The organism is Paenibacillus sp. BR1-192 (genome assembly GCF_029542445.1).
Classification (GTDB): domain Bacteria; phylum Bacillota; class Bacilli; order Paenibacillales; family Paenibacillaceae; genus Paenibacillus_AQ; species Paenibacillus_AQ lautus_A.
The window spans coordinates 935,303-958,214 of record NZ_CP120718.1; the positions used below are offsets into that span (position 1 = coordinate 935,303).

Consider the following 22,912-nt stretch of genomic DNA (forward strand, 5'->3'; position numbering starts at 1 on the left):
TTCAGGAAAAAAGTACCGGGAAATAACAAAATCCCCATCATCCACGCGTGGATGATGGGGATTTTTGACTAAGGCCAAATCGCCTATAAGAATGCTTTATTGGTTCGATGCGATCATTTGACGCAGTACCGTTTGGAGGATACCTCCGTTATGGTAGTAATCCACGTCCACCATGCTGTCGAGACGGGCGATGGCTGGGAACTCGAATTGGGTTCCGTCTTCGCGCGTAGCGACAACCGTCAATTCCTGGCCTGGCTTCACGTCGTTGCTGAGGCCCAAAATATCGAATGTCTCGCGGCCGTTCAGACCGAGGCTCTTCCAGCCGTGACCTTCCTGGAACTGGAGCGGCAGAACGCCCATGCCCACCAGGTTAGAGCGGTGGATACGCTCGAAGCTTTCCGCCAGTACAGCCTTGACGCCGAGGAGATACGTACCTTTTGCCGCCCAGTCGCGGGAGCTTCCCGTACCGTATTCTTTACCTGCGATAACGATCAGGTTCTGTCCGCCTGCTTGATAATTCATCGATGCATCATAGATGGACATCACTTCTTCCGTTGGCAGGTAAGTCGTAACGCCGCCTTCCGTACCTGGAGCTACCTGGTTACGGATCCGGATGTTAGCGAACGTACCGCGCATCATGACTTCGTGGTTACCGCGGCGGGAGCCGTAGGAGTTGAAGTCTTTGCGTTCCACGTTGCGATCGCTCAGATATTTGCCGGCAGGGCTGTTCGTTGCGATGTTGCCCGCTGGAGAGATGTGGTCCGTCGTAACGGAATCGCCCAAGAGAGCCAGCACGCGCGCTTCCTTGATGTCCTGGATGTCGTTCAGGCCGTTGCCCAGGCTTTCGAAGAACGGCGGGTTCTGAATGTAAGTGGATTGATCGTCCCACTCGTACAGCTCGCCTTCAGGCACAGGAATCTTGTTCCAACGCTCATTGGCGGTGAACACGTTCTCGTACTTGGCGCGGAATGCTTCAGCGCTGACGGACAGGCCGATCGCTTCGCGGATTTCCGCGCTCGTTGGCCAGATGTCTTTCAGATATACAGGCTCATTGTTCGGATCGTAACCGATCGGATCGTTCTGAAGATCGATGTTCACCGTGCCTGCCAGGGCGTAAGCAACAACCAGCGGCGGCGAAGCCAGGTAGTTGGCTTTGACTTGAGCATGCACGCGGCCTTCGAAGTTACGGTTACCGGACAATACGGCAGCTACCGTCATGTCGTTGTCGGCAATCGCTTCGCTCACTTCATCCGGCAATGGACCGGAGTTACCGATGCACGTTGCGCAGCCATAGCCTGCCACGTAGAAGCCGAGGGATTCCAGATAGTGCAGGAGGCCGGCTTTTTCCAGGTAGTCGGTTACGACGAGGGAACCCGGTGTCAAGCTGCTCTTCACGTAGCCAGGCTTCTTCAGGCCGCGTTCAACGGCTTTCTTGGCCAGGAGGCCAGCGCCGAGCATAACGCTTGGGTTCGACGTGTTTGTACAGCTGGTGATGGCCGCGATTACAACCGCACCCGTACCCATTTCGCTGGTAGAGCCGTCTCTATGGTTAACTTTAACGGTCTCTGCGATTTTCTCGTCGCTGAGTCCATATCCGCCCTTATCGATCGGTGTACGGATGATGTCGTTAAAGTTTTGTTTCATGCTGGTAAGCTCGATACGGTCCTGCGGACGTTTCGGTCCGGCCAAGCTCGGCACAACCGAAGCCAGGTCCAGCTCGATTACGTCGGAGAACTCAGGGTCCGGCGTATCGGCCGTACGGAACATGTTTTGCGCTTTATAGTAATTCTCCACAAGCTCAACCTGCTCATCGGAGCGGCCCGTGTTGCGAAGATAAGCCAGCGTTTCGTCGTCAACCGGGAAGAAGCCGATCGTAGCGCCATATTCCGGAGCCATGTTGGCAACCGTTGCACGGTCAGCCAAGCTGATGTTGGCGAGGCCTGGACCGTAGAATTCTACGAATTTGCCTACGACGCCTTTCTTGCGGAGAAGCTCGGTTACCGTGAGGGCAAGGTCAGTCGCGGTAGCGCCTTCTGCCAGGCTGCCTGTCAGTTTGAAGCCGATAACTTCAGGGGTGACAAAGTACAGCGGCTGGCCGAGCATACCGGCTTCCGCCTCGATGCCGCCGACGCCCCAGCCTACAACGCCAAGACCGTTGATCATGGTTGTATGGGAGTCCGTGCCTACGAGGGAATCAGGGAAGACCAGCGTTTCGCCGTCAACGGTCTTCGTAGCCGCAACGGAAGCCAGGTACTCCAGGTTAACCTGGTGAACGATACCTGTTCCCGGAGGAACCGCGCGGAAGTTGTTGAATGCCGTTTGAGCCCAGCGGAGGAAACGGTAACGCTCCTCGTTGCGCTCAAATTCAAGCTTCATGTTCGTTTCAAGCGCTTGGTCGGTACCAAAAGCGTCGACCATGACGGAGTGGTCGATAACGAGGTCGACCGGTACGAGCGGATTGATCTGTTTAGGATCGCCGCCGGATTTTTTAACGGTGTCGCGCATGGCTGCAAGGTCTACGACAACGGGTACGCCGGTGAAGTCCTGCAGTACGATACGGGCAGGGATAAACGGAATTTCCTTGTTGTTGTCGCGTCCTTCGTTCCACTTGGACAAGAGTTTTACGTGATCTTCGGTAATCGCGCGTCCGTCAAACTGACGAACGGCAGCTTCAAGCAGCACCCGAATGGAGAAAGGAAGCTTGGACACGCTGCCGTATCCTTGCTCTTCGAGCGCCTGCAGGCTGAAATAGCGGTAATTTTTACCGCCCACCTCTAGGTTGCGAGAGATGGAGAATTGATCCTTTGCTGGCATTGATGAACCTCCTTAAGTCATTTCATAAATCGAATAAAGACAGTTAGGGTTAAATCCTTTTTGGTTTCACTAGATGAAACCTAATTTCATAAATTAACTACTTTAAGTATAACGTTTTCAACTCCCCGCGTAAAGCATTTTTTATAGAAGAAACGCATTTCAAAAAGGTGAAAACAAGCCTGTTTTCTTACCGGAAAACAGCCGGTGCAATCCCGTGTTTCTGCAATCTCTTGACCGAAGTTCATAGCCTGAAGATTTGCTTCATATAGTTGTGATAGGGAACGGCGTGAATGGCAAGGTTAGAGGAGGAGAGAGGATGAACAGTTTGAAGCAAGCCGAGAAGCCTTGGAAGCAAGCTCTATATATTTACGTCAATCAATATAACCAAAATCGCGTGGACTATTCCTCAGGCCTGAAAGAGCAGATTGTGGCGGACCTGAACTACCTGGTAGAGAGAGGAGAGAGGCAGTTTCGCCTGCAATCGTGGTATGCGGAGCGGGAGGCAACGCCGCTTAAGAGCGAGACCCGTGCCCGTCTTCAGCGCATACTGAGGGAAACGGAGGATGATGTGGTCGCCGACGTGCGGCTCCACAGCGTCTTTTATTATGAAAAAAGAGGGATGACGCATCGGGAAGACACGGTTGTCGGGGAACGGCTGACGCTGATTCGGGACGGGGATGCCTGGCTGATCGTCGGCATCGAACGTCTGCAGGATGAACGCCATCCTTTGCAAAGGGCCGATATTCCGGGAGCAGGCTCGGACGCGGCCGGAAGGGAGCCGTCCACTCCTTTCATGAACGGACGCGTATACGCCGCTGGCAGCAGTCCGCGATCGGGACGTTACGAACGCGAAGCCGCGGCTGCCTATGCCGACCGTTGGTGGGATTCGGGGAATCCGGAGTTTGAGGAATTCGACGTGGATTGCACGAACTATATCTCCCAATGCCTCTTTGCAGGCAAAGCCCCAATCCACTATACTGGTAAAAGAGAAACGGGATGGTGGTACAAGGGATACGTCAACAAACGGGAGTGGTGGAGCTACAGCTGGGCGGTGTCGAACAGCTTCGCGCATTATCTGAATGCCAGTACCACGGGCCTTCGGGCCGAGCGGGTGGAGCGTCCCGAACAGCTGATGCTGGGGGACGTCATCGTGTACGACTGGGACGGCGACGGCGCGTTTCAGCACAGCACCATCGTGACGGCGTTTGACGCGGGCGGGATGCCGCTGGTTAATGCGCATACGGTGTCAAGCCGCCACCGCTATTGGGACTACCGGGATTCCTATGCTTGGAACGATAACACCGAATACCGGTTTTACCATATACCCGATTATTTTTAAGATGACAGCATGTCATGCTGCAATACGGACAAGAGAGAGGTTAACATGGGACAGGATAAATTGACGGTTGGTTTAGTATACGGGGGAAAATCCGGCGAGCATGAGGTGTCGCTATCCACGGCATTCGCGGTCATGAACGCTTTTGATTTTGATAAATACGAGATTGTCCCGTTTTATATTTCAAAACAGGGAACCTGGAGAATCGGCAGCAAGATGTCGGCTCCTTTCGCCCGGCAGGAGGAATTGAAGCTGGCTGAAGGGGAAGGCACGCAAACGGCGCTGAACGCAGTGTTCAGCAGACTGTACGGGGAAGAGAATCAGGCGGTCGATATTATGTTCCCGCTGCTTCACGGGACGTTCGGCGAGGACGGGACGATCCAGGGGCTGTTCGAAATGGCGGACATCCCTTACGTGGGAACCGGCGTGCTTGCATCCGCTGCCGGGATGGACAAAGTCGTCATGAAGAAGCTCTTTGCCCAGGCAGGATTGCCGCAATGCGAGTACTGCTATTTCAACCGCACCCAGTGGGAGCGGAGCCAGCATGAAGTGCTCAAGAACATCGAGGACAAACTCGGATTCCCGAGCTTCGTGAAGCCGGCTAACCTCGGCTCGAGCGTCGGGATTTCCAAGGCCAAGAACCGGGAGCAGCTGAAGGCAGCGATTGAATCCGCGCTCCGCTTCGATGACAAGATCATCGTTGAAGAGTTCGTCGATGCGCGCGAAGTGGAGGTCAGCGTGCTCGGCAATGACGAGCCGATGGCGTCCGTTCCGGGTGAAATCGTCTCTTCCAGTGAATACTATGACTACGCGGCCAAATATACGGATGGACAATCGCAGATGCAAATCCCGGCCGAGATCGACCCGGATACGGCGGATCGTCTGCGCGACCTGGCCATTGCCGCCTTCAAAGCGATTGAGGGCGGGGGCATTACCCGCGCCGACTTCTTTGTCCGCCGTTCGGACGGTGCGATACTGATCAACGAAGTGAACACGATGCCGGGCTTCACGCCGTTCAGCATGTACCCGCTCTTGTGGCGGGAGACGGGCGTTTCCTATCGCGAGCTGCTTGACCGGATGATCGAGCTGGGCCTTGAGCGGTACCATCGCAAGCAATCCCTGATTTATGAGAACCAGGCGTAAGCCGTCACAATAGGATATGAAACACCAGGGGGAGTCCGCGCTATTCATTACGGCTCCCCTTGAGTCTAATATTTTGGGATGAAAGGAAGAGACATGATATGGGATTTCAAACCGAGTTCAATTCCGTTTGTAAGTTTAAAAGCGAGCAGGAGCTCTACGAGCTGCTGGAATACGGCCGCGGCAAAATGCTGAAGGACGGGCTCCGGGTGTTTCCGACGGGACAGAAGGTCATTGCCTATACGCCGGATAACCGGGCGGTGGCCATCGTCCTGATCACCGCATGCGTATCGGAGATCAACTTCCAGGGGCGGGAGGTCACTTCGGTCGAGCTGCAGCTCATCCGCAAATTGACGGATGAGGAAGCGCGCGTACAGACCGCGCTCGCGCACGAGATGTTCTTCGGAGACCATGCATGATTGTCCGTTTCGGTTATGTGGCCATGTCCACGGTCGTGCAGAATGCTTCTCCTTCCAAGACGATGACGATGAAGAGTTTCATGAAGCTGAATGACCGTGAGGCCGGCCTGCACAAACTGGAGCGGATCGCGAATGAGAACCTACATAATACCCTTCGGCTTCTGAAGCATAATGCGGCTCACGATATCAAGGTATACCGCTTCTCGTCCAAGCTGATTCCGCTGGCCACGCATAACGACATGCGGGACTGGGACCCGTTCCCGGCTTTGCGGGAAGGCTTTCAGGCCATTGGGGAATTCGTGAAAAAACACGGGATGCGGGTTTCCTTCCATCCGGATCATTTTACGGTGCTGAGCACGCCACGTCCCGAAGTGCTGGTCAATTCGGTTCGCGACTTGGAGTCGCACGTCCGCATGCTGCAGGCGATGGAACTGCCTGCTTCCATGAAGAATAACATTCACATTGGGGGAGCTTATGGGGACAAGCCTTCGGCAGCGGCCCGATTCGTTGAACATTTTCATGAGCTTGACCCGCACATCAAGGAACGGCTGACCCTTGAAAATGACGATAAAACCTTTACGGCGCAGGAAACGCTGGCCGTATGCAAGCAGATCGGGCTGCCGATGGTGCTGGACATCCATCACCAGTGGGTTAATAACGACGGCGAGGCGTCCTGGGAGCTGTGGCCGGATATCCTTCGCACCTGGGAGACGCCGCTGGCGCAGGCCGATTCGGAGCCGGCTCAGCCGCTCCCGCCTAAGATTCATGTCTCCAGCCCCAAGAGCAAGACCGATATCCGCAGCCATGCGGACGGGGTGGATGTCGTGCCGCTGCTGGCTTTTTTAAGGAATATTGCCGGATCTACACCGAAAGTGGACGTGATGATCGAAGCGAAGATGAAGGACGGCGCCTTGTTTGACCTGATGAGGGATCTGGGAAATTATACGGAAGAGGGCATTACCATACTCGACGGTGCTTCCATCGAAGTGAACCCTTAACCGATAAGTTGAGCTTGTTAACACTTGCAAGTTGATGGGTTTTGGGTTACGTTGGAAGTAGCCAAACAGGGATTCCCCTTAAGATAATGACATTGGACTAAAAAGTTCGTTCTCGCCAAGCATTCAGGTGCACAGCATAGGACGGACTTTTATTGAAATAGGCGGAATTTTCGCGTGGCTGCCCTTTCGGCTACCGTAATGACGGAATAGGATGTAGAGATTTCCAAGATTACTAGATTTATATAGAAAGTAGAGTGAGTGCTTTGAACGAGAATGAAAAGATTCCTTATGTTGTCAGCAGTAAGAGCTATACCGCCGTTGCGATTAATTGCGCCGCGAAAGCGGGAGAATGGATTAAGAGCAAACTGGGCACCGTCAAGCAGCTGAGCACCAAGTCTTCGGCACAGGATATCGTAACCGAGGTCGACAAAGGCGCGGAGCAGATGATCCGCAAGCTGATCCTGACGCACTTCCCGGATCATGCGATCCTGGGAGAAGAAGGGGTTGCCCCGGGTACGGATGCCTATGCGAAGGCGCTTGAGGAAGCTAAAGATGAAGAGTATCTTTGGATTATCGATCCTGTGGACGGCACGACGAACTATGTTCACGGATTTCCGTTTTACTCCGTATCCATCGCGCTGGCTCATCATGGAGAAGTGATTGTCGGCGTTATCTACGACCCTTCCCGGGACGAGTTGTTCGTGGCGGAAAAAGGCAAAGGGGCTTACGTTCACGGCAATCCGACCTATGTCTCCACGGAGGAACAATTGTCGGACAGCTTGCTGGCCACGGGCTTCCCGCTGGACAGCAAGGTCAACTTGCCGCTCAACATGGCGGAGCTTCAGGCGCTGCTGCCGATGGTACGCAATGTAAGGGCGGGCGGTTCAGCCGCGCTTCATCTTGCTTATGTGGCGGCCGGCCGGCTGAGCGGGTACTGGGAGCACGGCTTGAGTGCCTGGGACGTTGCCGCAGGCGCGCTGCTGGTTCAGGAGTCCGGCGGCAAAGTAACCGATACGGAAGGACGTCCCTACGATCTGTCGGTGCGTCATTTAGCGGCAACCAACGGGTTGATTCATCAGCGTTTTTTGGATACGCTAAAAGATGCGGGCGAGGCTTTGGTCCGCTAAACGGTCACCATCCGCAGAGAGAATGCCGTTCACTATTAACCGTTTGATAAAAGGAGTGTGCGTACGATGAATGAGAAGTCGGATCAGGATTTGGAGCGCCAGCTCAGCGAGATGTTAACGGACGGTGAAATGGAGAAGAAGGATCGGGAGAAGGAGGAGCGCAGGCTGCTCTCTCCGAAATATGAGATCCGGATTCAGACGCAGCTCGACCCCATCGTGGAGGAGACGCTCAAATACCGCAGCATGGCAAAGGAATTGGATGACCGCTATGACAAGTATATCGATAAGGCGGTAAAGAAGGAGAAGCCTGAGGATTCAGGCGAAGGCGTGTGATAGCGCTTCAAGGAATATTGCGGTATTGGAGCGTAACATCATCCTAGTTCGCGGTATCAGGAATGGACAGCATGAAACAGGCTGTCCATTTTTTTGTGCAGCAATCAAGATAAGACTCTTCAAGACGGTGAATGTCGGAGTCAGGATGTGCGACCTTGTCCATATAGGGGGAGGAGAAACAATGCGGGTTCAGCTGAAGGCTTCTCACTTTTTGGCAGGATTATCAGGTGTGGGTTCCATCCTGTTGTGGTGCATACTTATCATCTTTAATCCGTATACGGACGTTATGAACTGGAGTCCGGCCCTGAATACGTTCATTATGTGCCAGGCTGCTTGGCGTTGATTGCGATGGTGTATTCGTACAGAATGCTGCTGCTGATTGCTTTTGGATGGTCGATACTGCCAAGCCTGTATATGGCAGGCACGCCAGGGATATTTGCTTGGTTTGGAGTTACCTCCATAGGTTATCTATTCGCTTATCTTCTCATGAAGCCGACTCGTCCGGCTTGATTCGGTACCATTCGCCTGATGGTGGTGGTAAAATAAGGCTGTATCAAGATATTCGACGTTAAGGGAGTGAAGTCATGTTCAAACAATGGAAGAAGGGGCTGGCGGCAGTAACCGGCAGCTTGACGCTCGCGGTGGCGCTAGTCGGACCGGGCGTTGCGCCGGCTTATGCCGATGAGGCTGCGGCTAAGCATACATATCGTATCGTAACGCTGGGGGATTCGCTGACCGTCGGGTATGAGCCGGGAATGGATCTGAACAGCAAACCGTACGGTTTTGTTGACCGGCTGTATGAGCAAGGGCTGTTCCATGGCAGGACCGAAGTCACGAATCTGGGGATCGGCGGGTTGAAGACCGACGGGCTGAACAACTACGTCAAGGCCGTCCTGGATGAACGGGCGATCACGCCGGAGGAGCTGCAGCCGGGACTCAGCAGCATCGATCCGCGGACCAAGCAGATAGGCGCCGATGCAGCGAAAGCCAAGCCGATTATCGCCGAAGCCGATCTGATCACCATTACGATCGGCGGCAATGACATGATGAGTCTTGTCAGCACCGTGGAAACGTTAAGCGATGAGCAGCTGCAAGCCAAGATGCAGGAACTGTTCCAGATCTATAAGGACAACGTGTCATCCGTCATTACAGGCCTGCATTCCCTGAATCCGGATGCCGCGATCGTCGTGGCCGACCAGTATAATCCGGTTCCCAAAATCGCCGACGACGTCGCATACGCGAAACTGCTTGCGGCATCCGGTGAGTTCACGAAGCTGGTGGACGGGGTGGCCGGCGGTTTTGCAAGCCAGGGCGTAGACATCAAGGTAGCGCATGTCGCGAAGAAATTCGTGGGCTCCGAGCTGACGATGACCCATATCCTGAAGGATGACATCCATCCGAACCAATACGGATACGAAACGATGGCCAGCGTGTTTGCCGAGACGATCTGGGGCAGCTATCAGAAACCTCCTGTACAAAATGAGGGGCAGCCGATGCGCATCGTCGTGAAAGGGCAGGAGCTGAATACGCCATACAAGCCGATCCTCCGCGACAACCTGAATTACGTAGCCATACAAGACATCGTGAACGCGGTGGGGGCGACTACCAAATGGGAGAATAAAACATCCAGCGCAACGATTACCTTCGGAGACCAGACGGTCGTGGTGAAGATCGGCGCCAAAACCGTTCAAGTCAACGGAACGGCCGTACCGATCGATACGCCGGCTTTCCTGCACAAAGTAGGAAAAGAGGATAAAACCTACGTGCCGCTCGCCGTGATTGCATCCGGCCTGGGCTTTGACGTTCAGTACAGTTCCAAATTGCGTACCGCATTCATCAATTTGTAATTCCATGAGCAAGCTGCACCGGCTGGAAGGAGCCGATGCAGCTTTTTTTGTGATTCCCCCGTGACGGCCTACGAGAGAAGTTCTTTGTTTACCCCTCGTTATGGTCGACGGTTCGATAGAGGATCGGATGGGGATATCGTGCACACTGCTCCCTGTGCGCACGATGCGTGGTTCGGGGCATGCTTGGATGGCTGTTATCGTCTAGAGATGTTTTTGCACACAGCGTTGTGACGTTTTTAACATGAGATGCTCCCGGCAGGTGTTACAATACTACATCATTTCCCTTGAATGGGTGGTGTGACGTTGGCGCAGATTGGCCGCCCGCTCCGGACCGGAAAGTGGCAGATCCGTGAAATGGGCAGGGAAAGGCTTATCGAATGTCGAATCTTGGAAGAAACATAGATATGGCATTATAGGGGGATCAAGGAATGAATGGACCGATGATCATTACGTTGTCTGTTTTGGCCGTGGCATCCGTATTGTTCATGTCGGGAAAAGTGCGGTCGGATTTGGTCGCGATCGGCGTGTTGATGGTACTTATGCTAACGGACATTTTAAGTCCGGCTGAAGCCCTGTCGGGCTTTTCCAATTCGGTTGTCATCATGATGATCGGTTTGTTTGTTGTGGGGGGCGGGATTTTCCAGACCGGGCTGGCCAAGATGGCCAGCGGGAAGCTGCTGAAGCTGGGCGGAGGAAGCGAGACCCGGCTCTTGATCATGATCATGCTGGTGACGTCGCTCATCGGCGGATTCGTCAGCAATACGGGCACGGTAGCTGTGATGCTGCCCATCGTTGTCAGCCTGGCATACAGCGCGGAGATCAATCCGGGGCGGCTGCTGATGCCCCTTGCGTTTGCAAGCAGCTTGGGCGGCATGCTCACCTTGATCGGAACGCCGCCGAACCTTGTGATTCAGGAGACGCTGATTAACGCAGGGTACGAACGGTTGTCGTTTTTTGCTTTTCTGCCGATCGGCTTGGTGTGTCTGGCAACCGGGATTCTTGCGATATTGTTCCTTCGCCGTTATCTTCCCAGCAATGAAGAAGGAAGAACGGGGAACCAGGGCGGACGCTCGCTCAGGGAGCTGGCCAAGCAGTATCGGCTGACCCAGAACCTGTATCGGATTCAGGTCGGAGCCGATTCCTCCATTCGCTCCAAGACGCTGCGGGAGCTGGATATTCCGGCACAGTTCGAAATCAACATCATTGAAATCCGCCGTAAAATGTCGGCCAAGAATCAATTCTTCAAAACGATCAACCAGGAGATCGCAGGTCCCGGGACCGTGATAGAGGAAGAGGATATTCTGTACGTGAATGGTCCATTCGAGCGGGCATCGGAGTTTGCGGAGACATACGGGCTTGTCATGCTGGACCAGGGTGTGCCCGAGCATCGTAAACATGCCGAAGAGTCGCAGTACGCCACAAGCGACGTCGGCATTGCGGAGGTGATGCTGACGCCGTCCTCGCGTCTGATCGGCCGGCTCGTCAAGCATTCGGGATTCCGCGAGAAGTATCGGGTGAACATTCTGGGCATACAGCGTAAAGAACAGTATTTGCTGCATCATCTGAAGGAAGAGAAAATGCGCTTTGGCGACGCGCTGCTCGTGCAGGGCACGTGGAAGGACATTGCCCTGCTGGCAGCGGAGCAGACGGATGTCGTGGTGGTGGGGCAGCCTGCAGAGGAGTCGCGCAAATTGACGATGGATCACAAAGCGCCGATCGCGGCGGGGATCATGCTGCTGATGGTGATCCTGCTCGTGACGGAATGGATTCCGGCGGTGGCCTCCGTGATGATTGCCGCGGTGTTGATGGTGGTGTTCGGCTGCGTGCGCAACATGGAGGAAGCCTATAAGACGGTCAACTGGGAGAGCATCGTCCTTATTGGAGGGATGATCCCGATGTCCATTGCCATCGAGAAGACGGGAGCCGCCACGCTGATCTCGGATATGCTGGTTCATTCCCTGGGCAGCTATGGATCGCTTGCCCTGCTGGCAGGGGTGTATTTCACCACTTCGCTGCTAACGCTGTTTATCAGCAATACCGCCTGCGCGGTATTATTCGCGCCGATTGCGTTATCGGCTGCGATCCAGATGGGAGCCAGTCCGTATCCGTTTCTGTTCGCCGTTTCGATTGGAGCGAGCATGTGTTTTGCGTCCCCGTTCTCCACGCCGCCCAACGCGCTCGTCATGTCGGCAGGACGTTATAAATTCAGCCATTACGTGAAGGTCGGCCTGCCGCTTCAACTGACGATCGGGCTCGTCATGATGGCGGTACTGCCGCTGTTCTTTCCGTTTTAAAAAAGGGAACCGCCACCTAACACCCGCATGTTCAATCCGATGAGGATCGCGCATGCGGGTGTTATTCCATTTTGAGGGTAGATAGCGTGGAAGACGGGCGGTCAATACTCCCTCATACCTCGACAGATCGACTCCCGCCAGACGCTCCTGCCCCTTTTGCAGGAAATCGCCAGCCGCAGGGCTAATACATCCACTTAGGGCATCCTGCCTAATCGTAAAAATGCGCATCATTTCCGTAGAAATGACTACGCAGATCCCGCTGGATTGTTGCTATGCTTGAGAAAGCCGGAGGTGCAAGGGCCGATGAAGAACCGCTTCAAAAATCCGCTGGGCCGCATGAACATCAAACAGCAGATGATTCTGCTGTTCCTGGTGCTGGTCATTCCGTTATTCGGGCTGAACGCCTACGGGAATTCCATGGCCGGGCAAATCCTGAAGCGCCATGTGACCAATGCTTATATCGAACTGAACAAACAAAATTTCAAGCTGATTAACCGGGACATTGAAACCGTCAACAAAGTAACCTCCACGGTCATCCAGAACTCGCAGATCCAGCAGCTGGATCCTTTTGCCGAGGTTACAGTACTGGAACGCGTCAAAAATTACGAGCGGCTCGAAAAGATGCTGATTTCCTTCTCCCAAGAGACGGATGAGCGTGAACCGGTCTATTACTCGCTTTATGTGTACGACCCGGACAACAGCTACTTCTTTGCCCCGTATTACCCAGACCGCAGAAAAGCAGGGGTATATTTTTTCTCCGACGAGAAGGAGAAGCCCGCTTGGTTCGATGAAGCCGTGGCGATGAAGGGGAACGGGTACCTGAAGCGCATGGCCAATCTGTCGCCGCCGGTGCAAGGACGACAGGATCAAGAGACTTTAAGCTATGTGCGGGCCGTTAACAATATCTATCGGGGCGGTACCATCGGCGTATTGCTGGTCACCAATTTGGACGCGCGCATCGGCGAGTCGTTATCGACGGTCTCGATTCCCGATGGGGAGCTGTATTTTACGGATTGGGACGATAATATCCTGACCTCGTCGGTACAGGGCATGGCGGGCAAGCTGGAATTGCCGCCCGAAGCGGATCCGGGCCATTCCACGATCGGCGTCATGGACGTGATCACGTCGGATTTCATCTATGTCATCGATTACAATTACGTGCTCCAGCAGAAGCTGGTCTACAAGGTGCCCGTCAAAACGCTGCTTGCCCAGCAAAGCGAGATGAAGCGCGTCATACAGGTCATTTCCGTCGCTTATTTTGCCGTGGGCCTCATTATCGTCTTTTACTTCTGGCAGTCGCTGATGACGCCGCTCCAGAAGCTGGCGCATTTCGTGAGGAGGTACGAACCGGGAAACGTCGTGCCGGAAACTCCTTATCGGCGCAGAAAAGACGAAGTCAGCGTCCTGATCTCCACGATCTATGACATGGCCCGCCGACTGAATGACCTGATCCATTACAAATACAATATGGATTTGAAGCAGAAGGAAGCGCAGCTGCAGCTGCTCTATCAGCAGATCAATCCCCACTTGCTGTACAACACCCTGGAGAGCATTTACTGGAAGAGCACGATGGAGGGCAATACCGAGTCCGCCGAAATGATCAAGGATTTATCCAAATTGATGAAGATTAGTCTCAGCCGGGGCCGGGATCTTATCACGCTTGGGGAAGAGCTTGAGCATGCGGGGGCTTATATGAATCTCCAGCTGAACCGTTATGATTATCAGTTTACGATCCGATGGGACGTTCCCGAGGCATTGCTGGCGAATCATGTGCCGAAGATCACGCTCCAGCCGCTGCTGGAGAACGCGATCATTCATGGCATTAAAAATATGGGCGAGGACGGAATGATCCGCGTATCGGGTCATCTGGAGGGTGATCGATGCCGGATCGTCATTGAAGATAACGGCTTCCGCCCCGTGAACTACGAATCCATTCACCGGCTGCTCCATGATGATGCACCCGATCATTCGCTGGGCTACGGCATCCGCAATATCCAGGAGCGGATCCGGCTGCATTTCGGCAGCCGCTACGGGCTGCAGTATGAGCCCGGGGAAGAAGGGGGAACCCGCGTGACGATCACGATACCGCGAACAGAAGCAGCAACCATTACAGCAACCGGACAGGAGGTTTCCTGATGTACAACATTTTGGTGGTAGATGACGAACCTTTGATATGCAAGGGCTTGGCAGGGCTGTTAACGTCCTCGGGCCTTGCCATCGATGGCATAACCACGGCTTACAGCGGGCAGGAAGCGCTGGACTACATACGGATGGGGGACATCGACCTGCTGGTCACCGATATCCAGATGGGCGAGATGAACGGCATTGAGCTGATGCAGCAGGCGAAGATCGTGAAGCCTTGGGTACAGACGATCATTATTTCAGCCCATGAAACATTTCAATATGCGCAGCGGGCGCTTCAGCTAGGAGCCAAGGATTATTTGATCAAACCGCTGAACAGCGAGCAGTTTCTGGATTCGGTACGCAGCGTGCTGCTCAAGATGGACCGGCCGGCGCCCCAGGTCGAGCCGCTTCTCATGGCCGATAATGAGCATTTCCGGATGGAGGAGCCGCCGTCCGAAAGAATAGAGCGGCTGAACGAGCGGCTCTCCATGGAGCCGGATCCATCGGCTGCTGCCGGTGCCGACGAGTCGGAGCTAGGCCTGGTCGGCCCCTATTTTGCCGTTATCAAAATGAAACTGGGACTGGCGGAAGAGCGCAGCGTTTCTTTTTCCAGTCATGATATAAACCTGATTCAATATGCCGCGCTGAATATCGCCAAGGAGCTGCTGGAGCAGGAGCCGCACACCTTAGTGTTCTATTCGCCGGAACGGGACGTCAACATCATCCTTCAATGGAGCGAGCAGGAAATGGAGGAGAACGCCAGCGGGAAAATCCATCACCTGGAGATGATCGGCCGGAGTCTGCACCACCATGTGGAGCTGCACCTGAAACGGAGCTGTACCGTGGGCATCAGCCAAATATTGAGGGGACGGGAATTCTTGAGCGTGCTCAGCCGCCAGGCGGACAAAGCGATGCTGTGGAGCGAGCAGCTGCATGATTTCCATGTCTTTTATTACGGGGATTTCAATTGGCACAATTATGCCCAGGAGACGTCGCAGGAGGTGCTTTCGAGCCAGAGCAACCGGATCGTGGAGAATACGAGGCAATATATCGACGAGCATTACCGCCAGAAGGGATTGACCATTCACGATGTAGCGAAGAACAATCACGTGAGCCCCAACTATTTGAGTTACCTGTTCAAAAAATATACCGGCAGCAGCCTGTGGGAGTATGTGGTGAAGCTGCGAATGGAGGAGAGCAGGGCATTGATCCTGAACACGGATCTCCGCCGGTACGAGATAGCCGAGCGGGTGGGGTATGAATCCCCGGAGCATTTCAGCAAAATCTTCAAAAAGTACTACGGCGTCAGCCCAAGCGAGCTAAAGAAGTAAGATTCGTCATACTTCACATAGTTTTAGACATGTTCGAAGGCTCCCCGGCTTTTTTACAATAAAAGCTAGACATTGAATAAAGGAATGAGGGAGTCGGATGGAAGAAACGATCATGTCACAAGGCCAGGCTCTGATCGAGCCCGGCCGCCGCGCCCGGAAGGAGCATAAGCGCAAGCCGCTGTGGAGGAAGTATATATGGGGGTATTTGTTCCTTGTCCCGGCCATAGCGATCTTTATCGTCTTTTTATGGGTGCCGATTTTCAAAGGGATCTTTTACAGCTTTTTTCATATCGATTTCGTAAAAGGCAATACCTTCGTCGGTTTGGATAATTACGCCAACGTTCTGAGCAATCCCGACCTGCTGCTATCGGTCAGGAATACGTTGTATTTCATGCTGTTAACGCTTGTCATCGGCTTCTGGGTGCCCATCGCCGCATCCATTGCCATCTCGGAGCTGAAGCTGTTTCAAGGGTTCGCCCGGATTGCCGCGTATCTCCCGTTTGTCGTGCCCGGGGTCGTGCTCTACGGCATGTGGCGATGGATGTACGATCCGGTGGGCCCGGTCAATGCGTTGTTCGGCTTCTTCGGGGCAGAGCCGGTATCGTTCATATCGGATAGCCGCTTCTCGATGGTATCGCTGGTGGTCATGGAGACATGGCAGCAATTCGGCTCGGCGATGCTGATCTATCTGGCCGGAGTGCTGAGCATACCGAAGGATTGGTATGAAGCCGCCGAAATCGACGGTGCCGGCGTGTGGGCCCGGATTAAATACATCACGCTTCCCTCGATGCGCAATCTGATTGTGCTCATGCTGATTCTGCAGCTGATCGGCACGTCACAGGCGTATCAATCGCAGCTGGCGATGCTGGACGGCGGACCGAACAAGGCCACGCTCACCTATGCGCTCCTTACCGTAAAATATGCGTTTAACCAGCTGGATTACGGGGCCGGAACCGCGATGGGGATCTTGATGTTCCTTGTGCTGAGTTTGCTGGGCATCCTGCAATTCAAGATGAACAGGGAGGAGTACTAGGATGAAAGAGAGAGGCATTCTGTCCGCTTCGGATTTGAGAAAACCGTGGAATAAGGCGGTTTACGGATTTATGGTGCTGTGCATTGCCGTGATGACCTTCACGATGCTGTACCCGATCGGCATGACGATGTTCAACGGATTGAAGAGCAATCAGGAAATCAACACGTTTCCGCCGCGCTTTTTCCCGTCGGAATGGCATTGGGAGAACTTCCCGAAGGGGTGGGCATACATCGATCTGCCGATGTTTCTGAAGAATACGCTGCTGATTTTCGGCGGTAATCTGTTGGTCACGATTCTGGTGCTGGGCATGGCGGCATTCAGCATTTCCCGCATCCGGGTTCCGTATCATCGGGCCATCTATTTCTTCATTCTGATGACCTTGTTCATTCCGGCGTCGAGTTACATGATTCCGAATTTCGTCAATTTGAAGGAGCTCGGCCTGCTGAATTCCTACTGGGCCTTCTGGCTGCCGGCCGGAGCGAACGCGTACTTCTTCCTGCTGATCAAAAACTTCTTCGACGGCATTCACCCGGAGATCTTCGAGGCGGCGCGCATCGACGGCGCTTCGGAGATGAGCAGCTTCCTGCGGATCGCCATACCGCTATCCGTTCCGATCTTCGCGACGCTGGCGATTTTTACGTTCTCCACGGCATGGAACGACTGGTTCTGGCCGTCGCTCGTCATGCAGACCCAGGACAAATATACGCTGGCTACGGCCATTTACAAGTATGTCATCAACGCAAGGAGCCTGGACAGCAGCGTTAAATTTTCGATCCTGTTCATGGTGATGGTGCCGCCGATCTTCGTATTTCTGGCGTTCCAGAAATTCATCATGCGCAGCGTCAGCCTCTCGGCCGTCAAAGGGTAGGGCAGCAGCGGTACACATCGTAGCCCTGCACACGATCGTCATATGAATGCACATCGTCCTTTCCGGATTTGGCTTTTATGATGGAGAGAGGAAAGGACATCATTATTTCAATAAGGAAAAGGGGAGTATCCATGCGCAAGTTCCCAGCATTACTGATCTGCCTTATGCTGTTCAGCTCCTTGCTCGCCGCATGCGGCGGCGGCAAAGCGGCGCCGGAGGTCACGAATACAGTGGGAGGGACCGCCAATTCGGGCGGGACGGCCACGACGCAAACGGAGGAGCCGAAGGAGGATATCGCGGATCAAAAGATCACGATCAAGATTCACTATCCGCTGCCGGATGATACAACGCTGCGTCAGCAGGAGGATGATAAAATCGCCCGCTTCCAGGCGAAATATCCGAACGTGACCATCGTGAAGGACGACTGGCAGTACAGCGTCAACGAAATTGGGGTGAAGATGGCTTCGAACGAAGCGCCGACATTTTATAACACTTGGGCCACGGAGGCACAGCTGCTCGTGGAGCGGGGCTGGGTGGCCGACATTACGGAGTTCTGGAACGAATGGGAGTACAAGGACGACATGAATCCCGTGCTGCAGGATCAGTTCATCGTGGACGGCAAGGTGTACGGCGTCACGCAGAACGGTTATATCACGTCTACGATCGTGAACAAGAAGCTGCTGGACGCGAAGGGCGTGCCCGTACCGCCGATGGATTGGACATGGGACGACATGTACAACACGGCGAAAGGCACTGCGGACCCGAAGGCCGGCATCTCCGGAATCGCGCCGATGGGCAAGGGCAATGAGGCAGGCTGGAACTGGACCAACTTCCTGTTCGAAGCCGGCGGGGATATCGAAGTGAACGAGGACGGCAAAGTGAAAGCGGTGTTTAACTCGGAAGCCGGCGTGAAGGCGCTGGATTTCTACAAGAAGCTGAGATGGGAAGCAAACGCCATTCCGCAGGACTGGGCCCTCGGCTGGGGCGATGCCGTCAGCTCGTTCCAGCAAGGACGGACGGCGATGGTCATTGCAGGCGCATTTGACGTGATCCAGCCGGCATTGAACGAGGGCGGCATGAAGCCTGCGGACGTGCTTGCGTATCCGATGCCTGCGATGGAGAAAGGCGGAGCGCACCACGGCATTTTGGGCGGCAACTATCTGGTCATCAATCCGAATGCCACGAAGGAAGAACAGGAAATGGCATTCCGCTATATCACGTTTGATTATTTTACGGATGATGCGCTGAAATCGGTGGAAGATACGATCAATGCCCGCAAAGCCGAGGGCAAATATTTTGTGCCGACGCCGCTGGAATATTTCAGCGACGATTCGGAGTATGCGGCGAAGGTGAAGGCGATCTACGATAAGTACGACAACGTCTATGAATACGATCCGCAGCTCTTCAGCCTGTTGGAAGGAAAGCCTGAAGCGCAATTCGGCACGCAGGATTATTATGCCGCGATGTCCAACGTGGTGCAGGAATCGTTCTCGAAGGAAGGCACGGATTCCAAGAAGCAGCTGGACGAAACGGCCAAGCTGGTTCAGGAGAATTTCTTCGATAAGATCGAACAGAAGTAGGAAAGAGGCCATTTGATGTCCCGTGAATCTAGTAAATAAACGTAATAGAACAACCCGCCCAAGGATTATCCTTGGGCGGGTTGTTTCTGTTTCATAGGGATGACCGTGGAATCGATTAGTAGATCTCGCTCGCATCCGCCGGCAGCTGCCGGACATGCTGCAGGAAGCCCGTTACGCGCTGATCCTGCCCCATATCGTATTCAAAGCCCAGCTGCTTGGCGACATCCAGCGCTGTTCTGCGGAACAGCGCTCCCATCGTAAACAGCGCCTCCCACACCTCTTCGTAGGTTCCGCGAGGGTAGGTGGACATCAGCTCGTTCCAGCTGTCCGCAGACATATAGTTTTTCAGGTACTTGCCGTTCTTGCCCACGCTGAGCGAGAAATCGGTCTGTGTGCCCACCTGCCACTCCAGCATTTTCATCAGCATCGGACGCATGATGTTGTGAAGATGGTCCTGGGCATACAGGATTTCTTCCCGCCACAAGCCTTTGGCGACATACGTGGATACCCACCAGAACTCGTTGCAGCAATCCTCGAAAAAGGCTGCTGACGGACGCTGTACCCAGAAATCCTCGTCGGACGGAGAAGGAACCTTGGGAAAGGTTTGATCTTTATCCATTAAGATCTGGATCAGTTTGTCTTCCTTGCAGTATTTCTCCTTCTCCTCGATGGGGATCAGGGTCATGTCAATCCGGTTCCCGTCGGTAAATAACATCAGGTATGAGAACCAGCCTCCAAGGTCGGGAGGGAACAGGTCCATATCTTCCGGCGTCTGCAGAATCAACCGTTCCCCGAAGACGTCAATCCAGTTTGGATCCTGGATAAAGCTCTCCATATCCGTAACATGAAAGCTGATGTCGTAATCCTGAAAAATATCCTTAGGCACGTTGGGATTCGTTCTGGAGCCTTCCAGGGTCACGGCCCGAACCCGCTCATCGCGGGCTGCATAGCCCAATACCAAATCCATCATTTCTTGCTCGCTTCTCATATGTTCGTAGCCTCCGTATTCGTATTTGGACTACCGACGATTCGAATCGAACAGGTAAGGAGGTCCACGGATCCGGATCGTAGAAGCATGGCATGGATGTGGAGCTGGTTATAACTTGTTCAACAGCTTTTTCATGAGGAAATCTCCTTTCGCGTTCTTTGAATTTATCTAGGTTAATTCTTCATGGCCTTAAAAGATTCCTCCGCGGCCTCAAGCGTTGCCTCGATGTCCGCATCCGTATGGGCCGTGGTCATGAACCAGGCTTCGTATTTGGAAGGGGCCAGGTTCACGCCGCGGTCCAGCATGTGGCGGAAGAAGGCCGCAAAGGCTTCGCCGTCGGTATCCTGCGCTTCGTCATAGTTCGTTACCGGATGATCGCAGAAGTGCGTGGAGAAGGAGCCCCGGATGCGGTTGATCGTGAGCGGAACGCCATGGCGGTCTGCTGACGCTTGCAGGCCTTCCGTCAATTTGATGGTCAAGCGCTCCATCTCCTCATACACGCCTTCGCCCTGCAATACCTCCAAGCAGGCGATTCCGGCCGCGATGGAGGCCGGATTGCCAGCCATGGTTCCCGCCTGATAAGCCGGGCCGAGCGGGGCAACCTGCTCCATCACGTGCTTCCGGCCGCCATAAGCGCCGATCGGCAGTCCGCCGCCGATGATTTTGCCAAGAGCCGTAAGATCCGGCTGAATCGCCTCGTGATTGGCCAGACCCGCATAGGTTTGGGTGGATCCGTAATGGAAGCGGAAGGCGCTGATAACCTCGTCATAGATGACCAGCGACCCGTTGTCGTGCGTCATCTGGCACAGTCCTTCGAGGAATCCCGGCTTCGGCATGACCATTCCGAAGTTGCCGACGATCGGCTCGACCATCACGGCGGCCACATCTTCGCCCCAAACGTCGAGGGCAGCGCGCAGGCCTTCCAGATCGTTGAAAGGAACGGTAATGACTTCCGTGGCAATGCTGGCCGGGATGCCGGCGCTGTCCGGAATGCCGAGCGTGGAAGGCCCGGAGCCTGCAGCCACGAGGACCAGATCGGAATGGCCATGGTAGCAGCCGGCGAACTTGATGATTTTGTTGCGCTTGGTGTACGCGCGGGCGACCCGAATCGTGGTCATGACGGCCTCGGTGCCGGAATTGACGAAACGTACCTTGTCCATGGACGGGATGGCTTCCTTCAGCATTTTGGCCAAGGTAATTTCAAGCTCCGTCGGCGTTCCGTATAGGGTGCCGTTTTGGGCAGCCGCCGTGATCGCCGCCGTAATATGCGGATGGGCGTGTCCGGTAATGATCGGGCCGTAAGCCGCCAAGTAATCGATATAACGGTTGCCGTCCTCGTCCCAGAAGTGGGCTCCGCTTGCGCGTTTCATGAAGACGGGGGCACCGCCGCCTACGGCTTTAAACGAACGGGAGGGGCTGTTTACGCCGCCTACGATATGCTGCAGCGCTTCTTGATACAGGGCTTCGGAACGGTTTCTTGAGGTTGACATGATAGTAAAACTTCCTTTCTTCATGAAGCAGGACAGGAAGCTAGATTGACGTAGCGCCCTGTCCTGATTGCTGTAAGTGTATTAGTTGCGATCCGTTGTCGCAGATGGTGTTGCGGAGCTTTCAGAGTCGCTGTTCTCGGAGTCGGTGTTCCCGGTATCGGTATTCCCGGAATCACCTTCCGTGCCTTCGCCGCCTTCGGTCTCAGGGTCTGGCGTCGGCGGGTTCATGATGTCCTGGATATACTGCTTCAGCGTATCCGGATTGCCGACCGTTAAGACGGCCGCGCCGCCGATATGTTCTTCTTTCAGGAGTTTCATCGGAGGCACCTGCTCGCTGCCGCTCATTTTGCTCTTGTAGGCGACGTTCGCAAGCTTCCACATATCCTCGACATCGAGATTCGTATCAATATAAGGGCTGACGGACTTCAGGATGTCCGGAAGCTTCATGATGGAAGTGGTGGTCTGCATTTTCTTGGCTACGGCCTTCAGGAGCTCGCGCTGCCGCTCGGTGCGGGTGAAGTCGCCCATCGCATCATAGCGGAACCGGACGTATTGCAGTGCCGCATTGCCGTCCAGATGCTGCATGCCTTGCTTCAAATCAATGTCGTACTCGTTCTTGTCGGCTTTACTTGAATAACTCATGTCCTTCTCCACGTAGAAGTCCACCCCGCCGACGGAATCAACCAGCTTCATGAAGCCCTGGAAGTCCGTATAGACGTAGTATTGAATCGGTATGCCCAGCAGATCGCCTACCGCCTTCATGGCCGTGTTCGGGCCGTGCGTGATGGCCGTATTGATACGGTTTCTGTCATACCCGGGTATTTCTACGTAAGTATCGCGCAGAATAGAGAATAAGTGCATTTTCTTTTTTACGGGATCAATCGAGGCAACAAGCATACTGTCGGAACGAGGAATTTCCCCTTCCTCGAAACCGCGCGCATCGACGCCCATCAGCAGAATGTTAACCGTCTCCTTGCCTTCCCACTCCGGCGGGGCAGGGACTTTGGCATCCACCTTCTCGATTTCCCGAAAAGGGGAGGCTTCGCCAGTTTTCTGAAGACTTTGCAAGCCGTCATAAAACGAGGCCGCATAATAGATGCCGTAACCGATGACGGCGGCCAGTATGATGCTGACACTCCATATAATCGTCTTCTTTGTTTTTTTGGTCATTGGGTTCTTCCTTTCGGATT

General features: G+C 54.3%; 19 protein-coding genes. 15 read left to right on the plus strand and 4 right to left on the minus strand.

Annotated features, from left to right (window positions below; all coding sequences use genetic code 11):
- Positions 1-96: 96 nt before the first annotated feature.
- The gene (gene acnA / locus P0X86_RS04120) at positions 97-2,814 is read right to left on the minus strand and encodes an aconitate hydratase AcnA (protein ID WP_277747846.1); all 2,718 of its coding nucleotides are present in this window, start codon (positions 2,812-2,814) and stop codon (positions 97-99) included.
- A gap of 316 nt (positions 2,815-3,130) precedes the next feature.
- Here acnA and P0X86_RS04125 point away from each other — a divergent pair, with 316 nt between their 5' ends.
- The 15 genes from P0X86_RS04125 to P0X86_RS04195 all read left to right on the plus strand — a co-directional run bounded on the left by P0X86_RS04125 (position 3,131) and on the right by P0X86_RS04195 (position 19,244).
- Entirely contained in the window at positions 3,131-4,153 is a 1,023-nt protein-coding gene (locus P0X86_RS04125) for an amidase domain-containing protein (RefSeq protein ID WP_009591119.1), read from the plus strand.
- A 45-nt stretch (positions 4,154-4,198) separates the two neighbouring features.
- The gene (locus P0X86_RS04130; protein WP_012819030.1) at positions 4,199-5,293 is read left to right on the plus strand and encodes a D-alanine--D-alanine ligase; all 1,095 of its coding nucleotides are present in this window, start codon (positions 4,199-4,201) and stop codon (positions 5,291-5,293) included.
- 98 nt (positions 5,294-5,391) lie between these two features.
- Positions 5,392-5,709, plus strand: a complete 318-nt coding sequence (locus P0X86_RS04135) for a hypothetical protein (protein WP_009591113.1) — start codon at positions 5,392-5,394, stop codon at positions 5,707-5,709.
- On the plus strand, positions 5,706-6,707 hold the full coding sequence (gene uvsE, locus P0X86_RS04140) for a UV DNA damage repair endonuclease UvsE (protein WP_277747847.1): 1,002 nt from the start codon (positions 5,706-5,708) through the stop codon (positions 6,705-6,707). Before P0X86_RS04135 ends, uvsE begins: the two co-directional genes overlap by 4 nt.
- 263 nt (positions 6,708-6,970) lie before the next feature.
- On the plus strand, positions 6,971-7,834 hold the full coding sequence (locus P0X86_RS04145; protein WP_036671729.1) for an inositol monophosphatase family protein: 864 nt from the start codon (positions 6,971-6,973) through the stop codon (positions 7,832-7,834).
- Positions 7,835-7,900: 66 nt separating this feature from the next.
- Entirely contained in the window at positions 7,901-8,167 is a 267-nt protein-coding gene (locus tag P0X86_RS04150) for a hypothetical protein (RefSeq protein WP_096777002.1), read from the plus strand.
- Between the two features lie 181 nt (positions 8,168-8,348).
- The gene (locus tag P0X86_RS04155) at positions 8,349-8,510 is read left to right on the plus strand and encodes a hypothetical protein (RefSeq protein ID WP_277747848.1); all 162 of its coding nucleotides are present in this window, start codon (positions 8,349-8,351) and stop codon (positions 8,508-8,510) included.
- A complete protein-coding gene (locus tag P0X86_RS04160; protein WP_277747849.1) occupies positions 8,507-8,677 on the plus strand; it encodes a hypothetical protein in 171 nt (56 codons plus the stop codon). The genes P0X86_RS04155 and P0X86_RS04160 overlap by 4 nt, the downstream gene beginning before the upstream one ends.
- A gap of 74 nt (positions 8,678-8,751) precedes the next feature.
- Positions 8,752-10,014, plus strand: a complete 1,263-nt coding sequence (locus tag P0X86_RS04165; protein ID WP_213580214.1) for an SGNH/GDSL hydrolase family protein — start codon at positions 8,752-8,754, stop codon at positions 10,012-10,014.
- Positions 10,015-10,442: 428 nt separating this feature from the next.
- The gene (locus tag P0X86_RS04170; RefSeq protein ID WP_145040883.1) at positions 10,443-12,308 is read left to right on the plus strand and encodes an SLC13 family permease; all 1,866 of its coding nucleotides are present in this window, start codon (positions 10,443-10,445) and stop codon (positions 12,306-12,308) included.
- Positions 12,309-12,611: 303 nt separating this feature from the next.
- Positions 12,612-14,444, plus strand: a complete 1,833-nt coding sequence (locus P0X86_RS04175) for a sensor histidine kinase (RefSeq protein ID WP_096776998.1) — start codon at positions 12,612-12,614, stop codon at positions 14,442-14,444.
- Positions 14,444-15,763, plus strand: coding sequence for a response regulator (locus P0X86_RS04180; protein WP_277747850.1), 1,320 nt, complete (start codon positions 14,444-14,446; stop codon positions 15,761-15,763). Before P0X86_RS04175 ends, P0X86_RS04180 begins: the two co-directional genes overlap by 1 nt.
- Before the next feature lie 97 nt (positions 15,764-15,860).
- Positions 15,861-16,796 carry a carbohydrate ABC transporter permease gene (locus P0X86_RS04185; protein ID WP_277747851.1) on the plus strand — a complete coding sequence of 312 codons (936 nt, stop codon included), beginning with the start codon at positions 15,861-15,863 and terminating at the stop codon, positions 16,794-16,796.
- 1 nt (position 16,797) lies between these two features.
- A complete protein-coding gene (locus P0X86_RS04190; RefSeq protein ID WP_090912776.1) occupies positions 16,798-17,664 on the plus strand; it encodes a carbohydrate ABC transporter permease in 867 nt (288 codons plus the stop codon).
- Positions 17,665-17,795: 131 nt separating this feature from the next.
- The gene (locus tag P0X86_RS04195) at positions 17,796-19,244 is read left to right on the plus strand and encodes an ABC transporter substrate-binding protein (protein WP_277747852.1); all 1,449 of its coding nucleotides are present in this window, start codon (positions 17,796-17,798) and stop codon (positions 19,242-19,244) included.
- Between the two features lie 115 nt (positions 19,245-19,359).
- Here P0X86_RS04195 and P0X86_RS04200 read toward each other — a convergent pair whose 3' ends face one another.
- The 3 genes from P0X86_RS04200 to P0X86_RS04210 all read right to left on the minus strand — a co-directional run bounded on the left by P0X86_RS04200 (position 19,360) and on the right by P0X86_RS04210 (position 22,892).
- Positions 19,360-20,232 (minus strand): aminoglycoside 6-adenylyltransferase, encoded by an 873-nt coding sequence (locus P0X86_RS04200; protein WP_277747853.1) that lies wholly within the window; start codon positions 20,230-20,232, stop codon positions 19,360-19,362.
- A 173-nt stretch (positions 20,233-20,405) separates the two neighbouring features.
- Positions 20,406-21,722, minus strand: a complete 1,317-nt coding sequence (locus P0X86_RS04205) for a glutamate-1-semialdehyde 2,1-aminomutase (RefSeq protein WP_277747854.1) — start codon at positions 21,720-21,722, stop codon at positions 20,406-20,408.
- A gap of 81 nt (positions 21,723-21,803) precedes the next feature.
- Complete coding sequence (locus tag P0X86_RS04210) at positions 21,804-22,892, minus strand: LCP family protein (RefSeq protein WP_277747855.1); 1,089 nt, start codon at positions 22,890-22,892, stop codon at positions 21,804-21,806.
- Positions 22,893-22,912 lie beyond the last annotated feature (20 nt).

Bases quoted from the DNA above. Each gene is read 5' to 3' on its own strand.
- P0X86_RS04210 (WP_277747855.1), bottom strand. From the start codon at position 22,892: ATGACCAAAAAAACAAAGAAGACGATTATATGGAGTGTCAGCATCATA.
- P0X86_RS04135 (WP_009591113.1), top strand. From the start codon at position 5,392: ATGGGATTTCAAACCGAGTTCAATTCCGTTTGTAAGTTTAAAAGCGAG.
- P0X86_RS04195 (WP_277747852.1), top strand. From the start codon at position 17,796: ATGCGCAAGTTCCCAGCATTACTGATCTGCCTTATGCTGTTCAGCTCC.
- P0X86_RS04180 (WP_277747850.1), top strand. From the start codon at position 14,444: ATGTACAACATTTTGGTGGTAGATGACGAACCTTTGATATGCAAGGGC.
- P0X86_RS04130 (WP_012819030.1), top strand. From the start codon at position 4,199: ATGGGACAGGATAAATTGACGGTTGGTTTAGTATACGGGGGAAAATCC.
- P0X86_RS04165 (WP_213580214.1), top strand. From the start codon at position 8,752: ATGTTCAAACAATGGAAGAAGGGGCTGGCGGCAGTAACCGGCAGCTTG.
- uvsE (WP_277747847.1), top strand. From the start codon at position 5,706: ATGATTGTCCGTTTCGGTTATGTGGCCATGTCCACGGTCGTGCAGAAT.
- P0X86_RS04185 (WP_277747851.1), top strand. From the start codon at position 15,861: ATGGAAGAAACGATCATGTCACAAGGCCAGGCTCTGATCGAGCCCGGC.
- P0X86_RS04125 (WP_009591119.1), top strand. From the start codon at position 3,131: ATGAACAGTTTGAAGCAAGCCGAGAAGCCTTGGAAGCAAGCTCTATAT.
- P0X86_RS04170 (WP_145040883.1), top strand. From the start codon at position 10,443: ATGAATGGACCGATGATCATTACGTTGTCTGTTTTGGCCGTGGCATCC.
- P0X86_RS04175 (WP_096776998.1), top strand. From the start codon at position 12,612: ATGAAGAACCGCTTCAAAAATCCGCTGGGCCGCATGAACATCAAACAG.
- P0X86_RS04200 (WP_277747853.1), bottom strand. From the start codon at position 20,232: ATGAGAAGCGAGCAAGAAATGATGGATTTGGTATTGGGCTATGCAGCC.
- P0X86_RS04155 (WP_277747848.1), top strand. From the start codon at position 8,349: ATGCGGGTTCAGCTGAAGGCTTCTCACTTTTTGGCAGGATTATCAGGT.
- P0X86_RS04150 (WP_096777002.1), top strand. From the start codon at position 7,901: ATGAATGAGAAGTCGGATCAGGATTTGGAGCGCCAGCTCAGCGAGATG.
- acnA (WP_277747846.1), bottom strand. From the start codon at position 2,814: ATGCCAGCAAAGGATCAATTCTCCATCTCTCGCAACCTAGAGGTGGGC.
- P0X86_RS04205 (WP_277747854.1), bottom strand. From the start codon at position 21,722: ATGTCAACCTCAAGAAACCGTTCCGAAGCCCTGTATCAAGAAGCGCTG.
- P0X86_RS04190 (WP_090912776.1), top strand. From the start codon at position 16,798: ATGAAAGAGAGAGGCATTCTGTCCGCTTCGGATTTGAGAAAACCGTGG.